Source organism: Afipia sp. GAS231 (genome assembly GCF_900103365.1).
Taxonomy (GTDB): Bacteria; Pseudomonadota; Alphaproteobacteria; order Rhizobiales; family Xanthobacteraceae; genus Bradyrhizobium.
In genome coordinates this window covers 4388878-4404317 of the sequence record NZ_LT629703.1, presented here as the reverse complement: position 1 = coordinate 4404317, position 15440 = coordinate 4388878, and the positions used below count along the sequence as shown (strand labels likewise).

General features: G+C 64.0%; 12 protein-coding genes. 9 read left to right on the top strand and 3 right to left on the bottom strand.

The features are described 5' to 3' along the window. Positions 1 to 150 precede the first annotated feature (150 nt). Complete coding sequence (locus BLS26_RS20710; protein WP_092514177.1) at positions 151 to 1188, bottom strand: HD-GYP domain-containing protein; 1038 nt, start codon at positions 1186 to 1188, stop codon at positions 151 to 153. Between the two features lie 244 nt (positions 1189 to 1432). On the opposite strand from BLS26_RS20710, the gene BLS26_RS20705 reads away from it, so the two are divergent. After that, a complete protein-coding gene (locus BLS26_RS20705) occupies positions 1433 to 2467 on the top strand; it encodes a family 16 glycosylhydrolase (protein ID WP_092514175.1) in 1035 nt (344 codons plus the stop codon). A gap of 10 nt (positions 2468 to 2477) precedes the next feature. Then, positions 2478 to 3947: a GH1 family beta-glucosidase gene (locus BLS26_RS20700; protein WP_092514173.1), complete on the top strand. Its 1470-nt coding sequence runs from the start codon at positions 2478 to 2480 to the stop codon at positions 3945 to 3947. A gap of 30 nt (positions 3948 to 3977) precedes the next feature. Here the strand turns inward: BLS26_RS20700 and BLS26_RS20695 are convergent, their stop codons facing one another. Continuing rightward, positions 3978 to 4193 (bottom strand): hypothetical protein, encoded by a 216-nt coding sequence (locus BLS26_RS20695; RefSeq protein WP_092514171.1) that lies wholly within the window; start codon positions 4191 to 4193, stop codon positions 3978 to 3980. Positions 4194 to 4289: 96 nt separating this feature from the next. Here BLS26_RS20695 and BLS26_RS20690 point away from each other — a divergent pair, with 96 nt between their 5' ends. The 7 genes from BLS26_RS20690 (at position 4290) to BLS26_RS20660 (ending at position 14765) form a co-directional block, all read left to right on the top strand. Further along, on the top strand, positions 4290 to 4610 hold the full coding sequence (locus tag BLS26_RS20690) for a DNA-binding transcriptional regulator (RefSeq protein ID WP_092514169.1): 321 nt from the start codon (positions 4290 to 4292) through the stop codon (positions 4608 to 4610). Between the two features lie 219 nt (positions 4611 to 4829). After that, the gene (locus tag BLS26_RS20685; RefSeq protein ID WP_092518325.1) at positions 4830 to 5552 is read left to right on the top strand and encodes an outer membrane protein; all 723 of its coding nucleotides are present in this window, start codon (positions 4830 to 4832) and stop codon (positions 5550 to 5552) included. A 240-nt stretch (positions 5553 to 5792) separates the two neighbouring features. Then, positions 5793 to 7931, top strand: coding sequence for a methyl-accepting chemotaxis protein (locus BLS26_RS20680; protein ID WP_092514167.1), 2139 nt, complete (start codon positions 5793 to 5795; stop codon positions 7929 to 7931). A gap of 220 nt (positions 7932 to 8151) precedes the next feature. Beyond that, positions 8152 to 9213, top strand: a complete 1062-nt coding sequence (locus tag BLS26_RS20675) for an MBL fold metallo-hydrolase (RefSeq protein ID WP_092514165.1) — start codon at positions 8152 to 8154, stop codon at positions 9211 to 9213. A gap of 22 nt (positions 9214 to 9235) precedes the next feature. Beyond that, positions 9236 to 9748, top strand: a complete 513-nt coding sequence (locus tag BLS26_RS20670; protein ID WP_092514163.1) for a DUF6622 family protein — start codon at positions 9236 to 9238, stop codon at positions 9746 to 9748. A gap of 167 nt (positions 9749 to 9915) precedes the next feature. Beyond that, positions 9916 to 11145: a 5-aminolevulinate synthase gene (hemA, locus tag BLS26_RS20665; protein WP_092514161.1), complete on the top strand. Its 1230-nt coding sequence runs from the start codon at positions 9916 to 9918 to the stop codon at positions 11143 to 11145. A 110-nt stretch (positions 11146 to 11255) separates the two neighbouring features. Continuing rightward, entirely contained in the window at positions 11256 to 14765 is a 3510-nt protein-coding gene (locus tag BLS26_RS20660) for a PAS domain-containing hybrid sensor histidine kinase/response regulator (protein WP_092514159.1), read from the top strand. 3 nt (positions 14766 to 14768) lie between these two features. Here BLS26_RS20660 and BLS26_RS20655 read toward each other — a convergent pair whose 3' ends face one another. After that, positions 14769 to 15440, bottom strand: coding sequence for an HAD family phosphatase (locus BLS26_RS20655; protein ID WP_092518324.1), 672 nt, complete (start codon positions 15438 to 15440; stop codon positions 14769 to 14771).

Below are 15440 nucleotides of genomic sequence, written 5' to 3'. Positions count from 1 at the left end.
CCCTCCCATCGTTTTTGACGTGCGCTCATCGAACGAAGGCGCACGAAATTTTCTTGACGATGCCAGAGCCGGCCGAGCCGGAGTACAGACAATTCTTAACGATAGCCATAGCCGCAGGCTATGGGGACCCGGGGCTTCCCTTGCCCGGCTTCACGCCACCAGCGCCACGTTCCTGAATGCCTTGACCAGCGAGTTTTCCAGCTTGCCGTCCATGCCGCACAGGATCTGGTAGGCGGTATGCCGGGGCATCGGCGCCCGATACGGCCGTGCCTCGATCAGGGCGGCGAAGATGTCCGAGATGGTCAACAGTCTCACCAGATCGGAAATTTTTGACGACGTCAGTCCGTCCGGGTAGCCGGTGCCATCGAGATATTCGTGGTGGTGTCTGACGCCATCGAGGATCTCAGGCGTCATGCCCGAAATATCTTTCAGCAGGTCGTATCCGGTCCCGGGATGACGCTTCATGATCTCGTCTTCACCGGCGTCGAGGCGTCCCGGCTTGTCCAGTATCGACAGCGGAATACAGGCCTTGCCGATGTCGTGGAGCGTTGCCGCAATCCCGAGCCGCGACACGTCGACGCCGGAAAATCCGATTTCGATTCCAAACCCCACGGCAACACCGGTGACCAGCAGGCAATGCTGGAACGTACCTTCGTGATAGCGGCGCACCTCGTCGAGAAAGCAGGTGAGCCCGCTGCGCTGCACACGATCGATGATCTGCGAAGTGGCGCGCGTGGCATCCGAAAGACTGATCGGCTTGCCGGCCCGCACGGCCAGGAACATCGAAGCGAATGCGGCTGCGCAATCGGTCAGCGCGGATGGGACCGCCAGGTCGCGCTGTCCGGCCTTTTGCGCCTCCTCGATATGCGCGATCCGGAAGACGGCTTCCTTGGTCGAGGAAATCACGGCTGTGGCCCCGAGCGCGCGGGCTTGCGCAACCATCGAGCCGACCTGGTTGTGCACGACAAACAACTTGTGGCAGGTGCCGCTCAGTGGCCGCAGGACGAGCCGGACCTGCTCGATACGACAAGCCTGCCGCAGATCCACATCCACGACGAACACGCCATCCGCCCCGATTTGAGCGTCGCAGCCTCCAAGCACGCAGGCGACCAGTTCATGCCGCGGGTCAAGCATGGCGCGGACAGCGGGTAACTTCGTCGGTTCATCCGTTATGAAGTGGACGAGCATGTCAAAATCCCGCCGTTAAATTTGAGCGGTGGCAAAATAAATCAATTCAAAAACAGACCTCGTATTGTACCGGTCAACACTACCTTGCCGTTAAGTTACGGGTCCGTACTACTACGGTCCCCCCTGCGTCGCAGCGCCGCGGCAGGCCATGCCGCCGCGGCGCCGCCCGTATCGAAAAACACAGGAATTTCAGTTGAATCTGGCAGCGCGCGCTCGCAGAAATAAAGTGTTAACGGAGACAGGGATGGGCGGAGAATTCCAGTATCGGAGTTTGGCTGACTTCGCGGGTTCCCGCCGCGAATGGGCGCCGCACGTGCTTGGCCTGATTGCTTGCCTCCTCACGTCCGCCCCGGCTTTCGCGCAGGCCGATCTCGCCGACGCGCCGCCAAAGCTCGCCTTGCAGGTCGCGGCCGCTTCGCTCGGCGACGCCTGCCGCCGTGTCGAAACCACCGATCCCGCCGCGCTGGCGCAGGTCTCGCTGCACCGGACCTTCCACGACGATTTCGACGCCCATCCGCTGTCCAGCGACCGCTGGATCCCGCACTACGCCGGCGGCGCCGCGTGGCCGGAAGCGCGGTATTGGGGCGGCGAGGGTTCCGACTTCCGGCGCAAGGACACCTGGAACGGCGAACAGCAGATCTATGTCGATCCGCGGTACGGCGGACGCGACGCGACCCCGCTGGGGCTCGACCCGTTCAGGGTGCACGACGGCGTTCTCTCGATCATCGCCAGCCGCACGCCGGCGGCGCTGAAGCCGGTGCTGTTCAACAACGAATATGTGTCGGGCATCCTGACGACCCAGAGCCGTTTTTCGCAGAAGCACGGCTATTTCGAAATCCGCTCGAAAATACCGGCCGGCGTCGGGGTGTGGCCGGCGTTTTGGCTGCTCGCCGATGACGGCGGCTGGCCGCCGGAGATCGACGTGCTGGAGGGCCGCGGGCCGAAGTCGAACAACCTGGTGATGACGACGCATTGGCGGATACCGGAGACGCAGCGCGTGTTCTCCTGCGGCTTCGACTTCGCGGTCGCCGACACGTCGACCGCGTTCCACAATTACGGTGTGCTGTGGCAGCCGGACCGCATCACCTATTTCATCGACCGCAAGCCGGTATCAGAGATCAAGACCCCGGTCGGTTTCGACGATCCGATGTACATGATCGTCAACCTGGCGATGGGTTCGAACCATTTTCCCGGCGTGGGTTTCGTCGACAGCGAGTCGCCTGTTGCGGTCACGTTCGAGATCGACAGGATTTCCGCCTACCAGATCGACGAACGTTGACGGAGAAATCATGTTCGGAAAATTCTCGCGACGGCAGTTCGGCAAACTTGCCGGCCTTTCCGCGCTCGGGGCAGCGACCGCGGGTAACGCAGCGAAGAGCCAGCCGGCGCCGGCGGTGGACCGCCATGCGCCCGCGAGCTTCCCGAAGGATTTTCTCTGGGGCACCGCGACGTCGGCCTATCAGATCGAAGGTGCCGTCAACGAGGACGGCCGCGGCCGCTCGATCTGGGACACCTTTGCGCACACGCCGGGCAAGATCGAGGATCACACCACCGCCGACCGCGCCAACGATCACTATCACCGCTACAAGGAGGACGTCGGCCTGATCAAGGCGCTCGGGGTCAAGGCTTACCGGTTCTCGATCGCCTGGCCGCGGATATTTCCCGATGGCACCGGCGCGCCCAACCCCAAAGGCCTCGACTTCTACAACCGCCTGATCGACGAACTGCTGGCCAGGGGCATCGAGCCTTACGCGACGCTGTATCACTGGGACCTGCCGCAGGCGCTCGAGGACCGGGTAGGCGGCTGGCGATCCAGCGATACCTCGAAAGCGTTCGCGGATTATGCGGGCTATGTGGCGGAGCGCGTGAGCGACCGCGTCAAAAACATTTTTACGCTCAACGAAGCCGGGCGTTTCCTCAACTTCGGTTACGGATGGGGCATCGACGCGCCCGGTCTCAAATTGCCGACAAGCGAGCTAAACCAGGCGCGGCATCACGTAGCCCTGGGGCATGGCCTTGCGGTGCAGGCGATTCGCGCCAAGGCGCGCCCCGGCACCAAGGTCGGCCCGGCCGAGAATATCGCAGCCTGCGTGCCCGCCTTCGACACGCCGGACAATGTCCGCGCCGCCGAGATGGCGACGCGCGAACTGAATGCGGGCCTGCTCGGGGTGATGCTGGAGGGCAAATACACCGACGGCTTCCTCGAATATTCCGGCAAGGACGCCCCGAAATTCACTGCCGAGGAACTGAAGATCATCGGCGCCAAGAACGATTTCGTCGGGCTCAATATCTACGCGCCGCAATTCTATATCGCAGCGTCAGACCAAAAACCCGGCTGGAAGGTGCTGCCCTTCCCCGCCTCGTTTCCGCACATGAATTCGGAGTGGTTGCGGGTCGGGCCGGAAGTGATCTATTGGGCGCCGCGGCTGGCGGCAAAAATCTGGAACATCGACACCATCTACATCAGCGAGAACGGCACCTCGTCGGAAGACAAGATCGCCGCCGACGGCCAGGTCTACGACCTCGATCGCATCATGTTCCTGCGCAACTACCTGCGCCAGTTGCAGCGCGCGACCGCCGAGGGCGTGCCGGTGCGCGGCTATTTCCTGTGGAGCCTGATGGACAATTTCGAATGGATCTTCGGTTTCGAAAAACGCTTCGGGCTGTACCACGTCGATTTCGAGACGCAGAAGCGGACCGCCAAGCTGAGTGCCGCGTTTTACCGCGAAGTGGTGGCGCAAAACGCGATCGGCGCCTGAGCGGCAGTCATCATCAAGATCAAGTCAGAGTCAGTCGTTGGCTGCGAATTGAGCGATCGACCGCGTTTTAACACCGGTCGCCACAGTGGCGGCGGGTTCCTGCGCCAGTCTCCGCGATGATTCGTGACTGACAAAGACACCTGCTGCCGTGACCATCACCACAACGTAAAGAACGAACATACCGCCGACCAGTCGCCAGTAGATCCGGCCATCGTCGGGCGTCAGGCTTTGGATGAGCGAGCGCATGGTTGCCTCCTCAAGAAGCGAATGCGTTGCGTATAGCTCGCTCCCCGCGCGGCGTGTGTGACGCAGTTCACAGAGACTTTTCGAAACGGAGCGACCGTGACCGGCCCGGAATTGAAGAAACTGCGCGAACATCTCGGCGAGGCCATCGGCCGCAAGCTGACGGTAGCCGACATGGCCAAACTCTGCGGGTTGCCGGAAGAGGACGGCGCCAGCACCATCCGCAAATGGGAGGTCTCAGGTCCGATCGGCCCGGTGGCCGAACTGCTACGGATCCTGGCGATGGCCAGCGACCATTATCCGATCCTCGAAATGTTCAACGTGTTCGACCGTCACGACGTCGCGGTCAAGGACCGCCCCGCCCGCCGGCAGGCGTTCCGCGAGCAGATGCGCGGCGACGTGCTGCGGCGGATTGGTTAAGCGAAGCTTGCCGGGCGGCCGTTGGGGCTCCGAAAATTAAGCCTTTCTTCAGCTTTGATTAGGCCCCTGTTAAGCACGAAAAACGTTTATCCGCCAATGGGTTGGGTTGCCATCCACTGTGTCCGGCGAGTGACAGCATTTTATTCAAAAGCTGTCTAAGTGCCGGCCATGGACGACGCCGGCACGCGGTGTCCCCCAACCATTTCGGAGACCAACACCATGAAGAAGTTCCTGCTCGCCACCGTCGCCCTCGCAGCGTTCGCCGCTCCGGCCCTCGGCGCCGATCTCGGCGCCCGCCCCTACAATTACAACAAGGCGCCGGCCTATGCCGCGCCGCTCTATAACTGGACCGGCTTCTATATCGGCGGCCATGTCGGCGGCGCGTTCGCCGGCAGCAACAATTTCAACGGCCTGGTTCTGAGCGACTACAGCGCCCGCTTCCTCGGCGGCTTGCAGGCCGGCGCCGACTACCAGTTCGCGCCCAACTGGGTTCTCGGTGTCGAAGGCCAGTATAGCTGGCTCAGCGGAAACTTCGTCAACGCCACCTTCCCGGGCGGCGCCATCTACAACAACAACCAGCGCGGCCTCGGCTCGATCACCGGCCGCGTCGGTTACACCTGGGGTCCGGGCCTAGTCTATGTCAAAGGCGGTTACGCCTATTCCGACAACCGTGACACCCTGACCTTCGCAGGCGCGCCGGTCGCCTTCACCCTCGATAAGAACCACAGCAACGGCTACACCGTCGGCGCCGGCCTCGAATACATGTTCGCCCCGAACTGGTCGGCCAAGGCCGAGTACATGTATTACGACTTCGGCAGCACCCGTTTCGTGACGCCTGGCGTGCTGGCGCCGTTCGGCAGCTGGCGCAATGACGAGCACACGCTGAAAGTCGGCGTCAACTACCGCTTCAACCTCGGCGGCCCGGTGGTCGCCCGCTACTGATCGCTTTCAGCGGGAAGTTGCACGAGAGAATACGAAAGGCCGGCTTCATGCCGGCCTTTTTGCCGTCGCATATGGCTGTCCCAAGGCGTTTTCCGGCTCACGGGAATCTCGTCAAATCAACCGTTAACGCAGAAAAAATCGCAGACCGACCCGTGGTTTTCCCGAGTTGTTAACCGGGTACCTTGATACTGCCGCGCGAGGAAACATCCCAAGGTAGCGTTAAGCGGGGGCGGCGGACACATGACGTTCAAGATCGGCAAATTCAAACTCAAGGGTTTCAGCTTTCCGCGGTTCGGCGTCAGAGGCAGCCTGTTCGTCGCCTTCGGCGTCATCGCCGGCATGGCGATCGTCATCAGCGCCGGCGCAGGCCTCGAACTCGGACGTCTCGGCGTGACCATGGTCGACCTGAGCGGACGGGACATCCCCCGCCTCGCCGCCAGCCTGCAGCTTTCGGCGCAGAGCGCGAGCCTTGCCAGCCAGGGGCCGGCGCTGCTCGCCGCGCGCAGCGAAGAAGCGCTGAACGAACGCTCCAAGAAGATGAAGGAAACCCAGACGCTGGCGCTGCAGAAGCTCGGCGAGATCATCGAACTCGGCGCCGACAAGAACGTCGTCGCGGCGCTCAACGAGACCGTCAAGAACATCGACGACATGATCAAGAGCCTGGGCTCGGCCGCGCGCGAGCGGCTCGACGTCGGCGCCCTGCACGACAAGCAATACGCCGCCTTGCGCAAGGCGCAGGCCGATTTCGTCGCCACCTCGGCGCCGGCGATGATGGACGCGCAGGCGCAGATCAATGCGATCCTGGGCGCCGCCAACCTGTCGCCCGACGACGCCAGCGAGGCGGCGCGCAACGTCGAACTGCTCGGCAACGTGATCGCCTCTACCAACCTGATGGCCTCGGACATGACGGCGGCGCTGTCGGCCAACAACAGCGACACGCTGGAAGCCATCGAAAAGGAATTCAAGGAGACGCAGGCGCGCGTCAAATCCAACCTCGAGACCCTGCCCAAGAACGCCAGCACCAAGGCGCTGACCGAGGCGGCGATGAAACTGCTGTCGCTCGGCGAGGGCAAGACCCGCGTCTTCAAGATCCGCCAGCAGGAACTCGACTCCAGCGACTACGGCGAGACCATTCTGGAGGAAACCCGCAAGCTCAATGTCGGCCTCGGCATCAGCGTGCAGCAACTGGTCGACGGCGTCCGCAAGGAAACCGACACCTCGACTTGGCAGGCGCGCCAGGAGATTTCGCTGGCGACCATGGTCATGCTCGGGGCAGGCGTGCTGACGCTGATCGGCTCGATCCTGTTCGTCTGGCTCTATGTCGGCCGCAGCATCCTGCGCCGGATCCGCAGCCTGCAGCGTTCGATGCAGCAGCTGTCGAGCGGCGACCTCGACTCCGAGATCTACCAGAGCCACCAGAAGGACGAGATCGCGGCGATGGCCGACTCGCTGCTGGTGTTCCGCGACAGCATGATCCAGAGCCGCGCGCTCTCGGCCGACCAGGACAAGGACCGCATCGCCAAGTCCGAACGCGCCACCCGCATGGAAGCGCGCATCGTCGAATTCGAAACCACCGTTCGCTCGGCGCTCGACAGCCTGCAGTCGGCGGCGGGCTCTATGCAGACCACCGCGCAGAGCATGTCGACGACCGCGGATCAATCCAGCGCACTGGTCAACGCGGTGGCTTCGGCCGCCGAGGAAACCTCGGTCAACGTGCAGACCGTATCCTCGGGCACCGAACAACTGTCGTCTTCGATCGAGGAGATCAGCCGTCAGGTCGTCACCTCGGCGGAAATCGCCCGCAAGGCGGTCGAGGAAGCAGGCGCCACCGACGCCACCATGCAGGGGCTCGCCGAAAACGCCGGACGAATCGGCGAGGTGGTCGATCTGATCCAGAGCATCGCCTCGCAGACCAACCTCCTGGCGCTGAACGCCACCATCGAAGCCGCCCGCGCCGGTGAAGCCGGCCGCGGATTTGCCGTGGTCGCCTCCGAAGTGAAGAACCTCGCCAGCCAGACCGCGAAGGCCACCGACGAAATCCGCCAGCAGATCGGCAGCATGCAGACGGTGACGACGTCGGCGGTATCGGCGATCCGCAGCATCTCCGGCACGATCAGCCAGATCAACGACGTCACCACCGCGATCGCGGCCGCGGTCGAGGAGCAGGGTGCGGCGACGCGCGAGATCGCGCGCAACATCCAGCACGCCGCCGGCGGCACCAGCGAGGTCTCCAGCAACATCGTCGGCGTCTCCTCGGCCTCGACCGAAGCCGGAACCGCCGCCGGCGAGGTCTTGACCGCCTCCAGCGCGCTCCGTCGCGAAGCCGACGTGCTGCGTGAGGAAATCGACGCGTTCCTGTCGAATATCAGGGCGGCGTAATGCCACGCACCGTCATTCCGGGGCGATGCGTCAGCATCGAACCCGGAATCTCGAGATTCCCCGGGGTGCAATTGCGCACCTGAGGTCTGGTGCTGGCGCACCATCCCGGAATCACTGCCCAAATTGCAACGGGCGGCATCCCTCAACCCATGCCGTTTATCCAAACGGCTCCCCGCTTTTTCATCTAGCGCCCCGCCGTGGGTCCCGCTAAGCCGTAGCGATGGACACAAAAACAGACACGGTGCAGTCCTCGGCCGAGGCACTGCGATACCCCTGGGAAAACCACCCCGGCCACGACCAGGTCGTCGAGGTCATGCCGGGTGTGTTGTGGGTGCGGCTGAAGCTGCCGTTCCGGCTCAACCACGTGAACATCTACCTGCTCGCCGACGGCGACGGCTGGGCGATGGTCGATTCCGGGTTCGGCAATGAGGAAACCATCGCGGCCTGGACCACGCTGTTCGAGGGCCCGCTCCGGCATGTGAAGATCACGCGGCTGATCGTGACCCATTCGCATCCCGACCACGTCGGCCTCGCCGGCTGGATCGTCGAACGCTTCAACTGTCCGCTGCAGATGTCGCAGGTCGAGTATCTGCAATCGGTCTACCACCAGAACCGCGGCACCGAGGAGCGCGTGAACGCGCAGCGGCTGTTCTTCCGCCGCCACGGCATGGACGAAGACCTGACCGACAAGCTGCTCGGCCGCGGCCAGGATTACCTGAAGCGGGTTTCGGTGCTGCCGCCGTCCTATCGCCGCATCTCGCATGGCGACGAGATTTCGATCGGGACGCGGCGTTTCAAGGTCATCACCGGCGGCGGCCACGCCCTCGACCAGGTGATGCTGTATTGCGCCGCCGACAAACTGTTCCTGTCCGCCGACCAGGTGCTGAGCAAGATCTCGCCCAATGTCAGCGTCTGGGCGGTCGAGCCCGACCAGAACTCGCTCGGCGAATATCTGGCCTCGCTGGCGAGCCTGACCACGACATTGCCCTGGGACGTCATGGTCCTGCCCGGTCACGGCGTGCCGTTTTACGGGCTGAAGACGCGGATCAAGCAACTGGCCGACCATCACGAGGATCGTTGCCGGCTGATCGCGGAAGCCTGCCGTGTCGTTCCGCAAACCTCGCGGCAACTGGTCCCGGTCGTGTTCCACAAATACGAACTCGACGTGCACCAGATGGGCTTTGCCGCCGGCGAACTGATCGCGCATGTCAATTACATGCTGAACGAAGGCCGCCTGACCTCGGAAGTGACCGACGGCGTGCTGCGTTTCCGGACCACCTGACAGCGACGGCGCGGGAGGCTGGATGCAGACCGCGTTTCGCATCCTGGCCAACACCCCGATCTGGGTCTTCGTCCTGCTCGCCTATCTGATCTGGCAGGGGCTGCAGGCGTTGCGGTCGCGGACGCAAGCGGTCTGGCGCATGCTGATCGTGCCGCTGGTGTTCTTCCTGATGGGCCTGTCGCGGCTGGTGCTGGCGCGCGACAACGCCACCGCGCCGCTACTGGTCTGGCTGGTGGCGCTGCTGCTGTTCGCCGCGCTTGGACTGTTCAATGGCCCGCGGTTGCTGGCGGTCGACCGGCAGAAGGGCATGGTGACCCGACCCGGGACCATCGGGCCATTGTTGCGCAACATCACGGTGTTCTCGCTGCAATATGGCGTGGCGGTCGCGACCGCCATGAAACTGGAACCGCATGCGGCCGTGGCGGTCATCGGTTACGCGGTGTCGGGCGCCAGCGCCGGATATTTTTCCGGCTGGGCCGCGGCACTTTGGCGCCGCTACCGGAATTTTGATCAGGGCCAAAATCCAGCGATGTAGATCACCGCTAGCGCCTTGATCAGGATCAACATTTGCCCTGCCTCGGGTGCATGCCGGAGGCCCGCCGGAAATGTCAGGTTTCGCATAGACATCAAACCTGGAAAAGCTCTAAAAAGACCTCAAGCCAATCCGGCCAGTTGCTTTCAGGTCACCTGCCAGGTCTCGCGATGGATTACAGCCAGTTTTTCAGTGCCGCCCTCAACCGCCTGCATGACGAGCGGCGCTACCGGGTTTTCGCCGACCTCGAACGGATCGCGGGCCGGTTCCCGCATGCGCTCTGGCACTCGCCGAAGGGCCCGCGCAACGTCGTGATCTGGTGTTCCAACGATTATCTCGGCATGGGCCAGCACCCCAAGGTGGTCGGCGCCATGGTCGAGACCGCCACCAGGGTGGGCACCGGCGCCGGCGGCACCCGCAACATCGCCGGCACCCATCATCCGCTGGTGCAGCTCGAGGCCGAACTGGCCGACCTGCACGGCAAGCAGGCTTCGCTGCTGTTCACCTCGGGCTATGTCTCGAACCAGACCGGCATTTCGACGATCGCCAAACTGATTCCGAACTGCCTCATTCTATCGGATGCGCTGAACCACAATTCGATGATCGAAGGCGTCCGCCAGGCCGGCTGCGAGCGCCAGATTTTTCGCCATAACGACACAGCCCATCTGGAAGAATTGCTGATCGCAGCCGGACCCGACCGGCCCAAGCTGATCGCCTGCGAAAGCCTGTATTCGATGGACGGCGACGTCGCGCCGCTTTCGAAGATCTGCGATCTCGCCGAGAAGTACGGCGCCATGACCTATGTCGACGAGGTCCATGCGGTCGGCATGTACGGCCCGCGCGGCGGCGGCATCGCCGAGCGTGACGGCGTCATGCACCGGATCGACGTGCTGGAAGGCACGCTGGCAAAAGCCTTCGGCTGCCTCGGCGGCTACATCGCAGGCAATGCCGACATCATCGATGCCGTGCGCTCCTATGCGCCGGGCTTCATCTTCACCACCGCGCTGCCGCCGGCGATCTGTTCCGCCGCCACCGCCGCGATCCGTCACCTCAAGACCTCGAGCTGGGAGCGCGAGCGCCACCAGGACCGCGCCGCCCGCGTCAAGGCGATCCTGATTGCCGCCGGCCTGCCTGTGATGTCGAGCGATACCCATATCGTGCCGCTGTTCGTCGGCGACGCCGAGAACTGCAAGCGGGCCTCCGACATGCTGCTCGAGGAGCACGGCGTCTACATCCAGCCGATCAACTATCCGACGGTCGCCAAGGGCACCGAACGCCTGCGGATCACGCCCTCGCCCTACCATGATGATGGCCTGATCGACGGCCTTGCCGACGCGCTGCTGCAGGTCTGGGAACGCCTCGGCCTGCCGCTGAAGCAGAAATCGCTGGCGGCCGAGTAACCCTACCCCTCCGAATCCCCTCAAATTGAGGCCGGTGGCGCGATGCGCTGCCGGCCCAATGCGTTTATACTCCGTACTCCGGCCATGGGCCGAGAAGGGAGCAAGCAGCGATGCTGCACGACTGGGGCGTAATCGCCGCCGCGTTCGCCTATATCGGGCTGCTGTTCTTCGTCGCCAGCCAAGGCAACCGGCTGTCGCCGAGCCAGCGCGGCCACGCCGGCATGCTGATCTACCCGCTGTCGCTGGCGATCTATTGCACCTCCTGGACCTTCTTCGGCTCGGTCGGCTTCGCCACCCGCACCAGCGTCGACTTCCTCGCGATCTATGTCGGCCCGATCCTGATGATCGGGCTGTGCACGCCGCTGCTGCGCCGCGTGATCCAGCTCGCCAAGTCGCAGAACATCACCTCGATCGCCGACTTCATCGCCGCGCGCTACGGCAAGAGCCAGGCGGTCGCCGCCACCGTGGCGCTGATCGCGATCATCGGATCGGTTCCCTATATCGCGCTCCAGCTCAAGGCGATGGCGTCGTCGCTGGAGACTATCCTGAGCGAGGACAAGGCGTTCTCCTCGATCCCGATCATCGGCGACATCGCCCTCGTCGTCACGCTGGCGATGGCGGTATTCGCGGTGCTGTTCGGCACCCGCCAGACCGACGCCACCGAGCATCAGCACGGCCTGATGCTGGCGGTCGCCACCGAATCCATCGTCAAGCTGGTGGCCTTCCTCGCCGCCGGCGCCTTCGTCACCTTCTGGATGTTCACGCCGGTCGAACTGATCGAACGCGCGATGAAGACCCCGGAGGCGGTGCGTGTCATCGACTACGTGCCGGGGATCGGCAATTTCCTGACCATGACGCTGCTGTCGTTCTGCGCGATCATGCTGCTGCCGCGGCAGTTTCACGTCAGCGTGGTCGAGAATTCCAGCATGGCCGAGGTCAACCGCGCCCGCTGGCTGTTTCCGCTCTATCTGGTCGCCATCAACCTGTTCGTGATCCCGATCGCGATCGCCGGCCTCATCACCTTCCCGTTCGGCGCCGTCGACAGCGACATGTACGTGCTGGCGCTGCCGATCGAGGGCAACGCGCACCTGCTCAGCGTCGCGGTATTCGTCGGCGGCCTGTCGGCCGCGACCGCGATGGTGATCGTCGAATGCGTCGCGCTCTCGATTATGGTGTCCAACGATATCGTGGTGCCGCTGGTGTTGCAGCGTAGCGGCGAGACCCGCGACGGCCAGAAGGATTTCGGCGACTTCCTGCTCAAGGTGCGGCGGTTTGCGATCTTCGCCATCATGGTGATGGCCTATTTCTACTATCGCGCGCTCGGCAACACCCAGCTGGCGGCGATCGGCCTGTTGTCGTTCGCGGCGATCGCGCAACTGGCGCCGGCGTTCTTCGGCGGTCTCTTTTGGCGGCAGGCGACCGCGCGCGGCGCCATGAGCGGCATGCTGATCGGCGTCGCGGTGTGGATCTATACGCTGTTCCTGCCGAGCTTCCTGGAGACCTCCACGGCCGGCCTGATGCTGCTGCAGCACGGGCCGTTCGGCATCGAAGCGCTGCGGCCGCAGGCGCTGTTCGGCGCCGACCTGCCGCCGTTGCTGCATGGCGTAGTGTGGTCACTCTCGCTCAACGTCCTGACCTACATCGTGATGTCGCTGGCGCGTCAGCCGTCGTCGATCGAGCGTTTGCAGGCCGATTTATTCGTGCCGAACACGCTGGCGCCGATCGCGCCGACCTTCCGGCGCTGGCGCACGACCGTGACGGTGCAGGACATCCAGAGCACGGTGGCGCAATATCTCGGCCCCGAGCGCGCCCAGCATGCCTTCGAGGCCTTTGCCGCCGCCCACCCCCGCGCGCTCGATCCGGGCATACCGGCGGATTTCGAGCTGCTGCAACACGCCGAGCGCCTGATCGCTTCCTCGATCGGGGCGGCGTCCTCGCGCCTGGTGATGTCGCTGTTGCTGCGCAAGCGCACCGTCTCCGCCAGGGCCGCGCTGAAACTACTCGACGATTCCCACGCCGCGCTGCATTTCAACCGCGAGATCCTGCAGACCGCGCTGAACCATGTGCGCCAGGGCATCGCCGTGTTCGACGCGGAACTGCAACTGATCTGCTCGAACCGGCAGTTCGGCGAAATTCTCGCGTTGCCGCCCAACCTCATTCAACTCGGCCTTCCCTTGCAGGAAATCCTCGAATTCATGGGCGCCGTCAGCCCCGCCGCTTTCGGCGACGCCGATGCCGAGCTGCAGCGGCGGCTGGAAGCCTACACCACCGAAGGCGAGCCCTATCTGGAACGCCTGCCCGAGCGCCACATGGTGATCGAGGTCCGGTCCAACCGGATGCCGGGCGGCGGGCTCGTCATCACCTTCTCCGACGTGACGCCGAGTTTCGAGGCTGCCGAAGCGCTGGAGCGCGCCAACGCGACGCTGGAAAAGCGCGTGCGCGACCGCACCGAGGAACTCACCCGGCTCAATTCCGAACTGGCGCTGGCAAAAAGCACCGCCGAGGACGCCAACATCTCGAAAACCCGGTTCCTGGCCGCCGCCAGCCACGACATCCTGCAGCCGCTCAACGCCGCGCGGCTCTATGTCACCAGTCTGGTCGAACGCCAGAACGGCGGCGAGGATTCGCGGCTGGTCGAGAACATCGACGACTCACTCGAAGCGATCGAGGAAATCCTCGGTGCGCTGCTGGACATCTCGCGGCTCGATGCCGGCGCAATGACGACCGCGATCACGAGTTTCAAGATGGCCGACCTGATGCGCTCGCTCGAAATCGAGTTCGCACCGATCGCGCGCGCCAAGGGGCTGGATCTCGCCTTCGTCCCCTGCTCGCTGCCGGTGGAATCCGACCGCTTGCTGCTGCGCCGGCTGTTGCAGAATTTCATCTCCAACGCCATCAAATACACCCCGCGAGGGCGCGTGCTGGTCGGCTGCCGCCGCCGCGGACAAAGCTTGCAGATCGGCGTCTTTGACACCGGCGTCGGCATTCCCGTGATGAAGCGCGGCGAAATCTTCAAGGAGTTCCATCGCCTCGAACAGGGGGCGCGGATCGCGCGCGGCCTCGGCCTCGGCCTGTCGATCGTCGAGCGGCTGGCGCGCGTGCTCAACCACGGCATCTCGATCGATGCCAACGCGTCCGGCGGCTCGATGTTCTCGGTAACGGTGCCGATTGCGACCGCCATCAACCATACCGCCGCCGTCACCAGCGCGACGCCGCTGTCCAGGACGCCGATGAGCGGCGCGCTGATCGTCTGCATCGAGAACGATGCGGCGATCCTCGACGGCATGAAGACGCTCTTGAAGGCATGGGACGCCGAGGTGATCGCGGTCACCGATCCCGAGGCCGCGATCGCGGCGATCGAAGCCTCCGATGGCAACGTCACCGGCCTCCTGGTCGACTATCATCTCGACCGCGGCAACGGCGTCGCCGCGATCCGCGAAATTCGCCGCCGCTTCGGCGAAAACATCCCGGCGATCCTGATCACGGCGGATCGCAGCCCGCATGTCCGCGGCGCCGCGCGCGAGGAAAATATCGCAATCCTCAACAAGCCGGTCAAACCGGCTTCGCTGCGTGCTTTGCTCGGCCAGTGGCGCGCCCAGCAGATGGTCGCGGCGGAGTAGTCGTCACCACTTCATCGTCGCATCGACCAGCCTGAGCAGCTCGGCGTCTTCAAAATTCCCGGCCGTCATGACCGCGCCCGCGCCAAACAGGTCGTCGTGGCCCAGGCTCGTCCGCATTCCGATGGTCGCGATCCCGGCCGCGGTGGCGGACTGGATGCCGGAGCGGGAATCCTCGAACGCGAGCGAGAGATTCGGCGCTGCGTTCACGGCGCGCAGGCCTTCGCGATACGCCATCGGGTGCGGCTTGCCGTGCGCGAGTTCGTCGCCGATCACGACAGCCTTGAACCGATGCATGATGCCGAGCCCGGAAAGCATCATTTCGGCGTTCAGGCGCGGCGCATTCGTCACCGCCACCATCGGGATGCCTGCATGGTCGGCGCGGTCGAGCAGCGTCATCAGGCCGGCCAGGGGCCGAATTTTTCCCGAAGCCAGCTTACGGAAAGCTTCTTCCTTCTCCGACATGATCGCGGCCTGGCGTTCGGGCGGTTCGTCGGCGAGAAACCGCGCGCCGATCGATGCGTTGGAAAAGCCCGTCAACTCCTTCGCGGCACGCGCGCGATCGAACGCATGGCCGCGTGGGGCGAAGATCTGATTGAAGGCTTCCACATGCAGCGCATCGGTATCGGCCAGCGTGCCGTCGATGTCGAACAGCAGCGCCCTTCCCGGTCCCGTCAT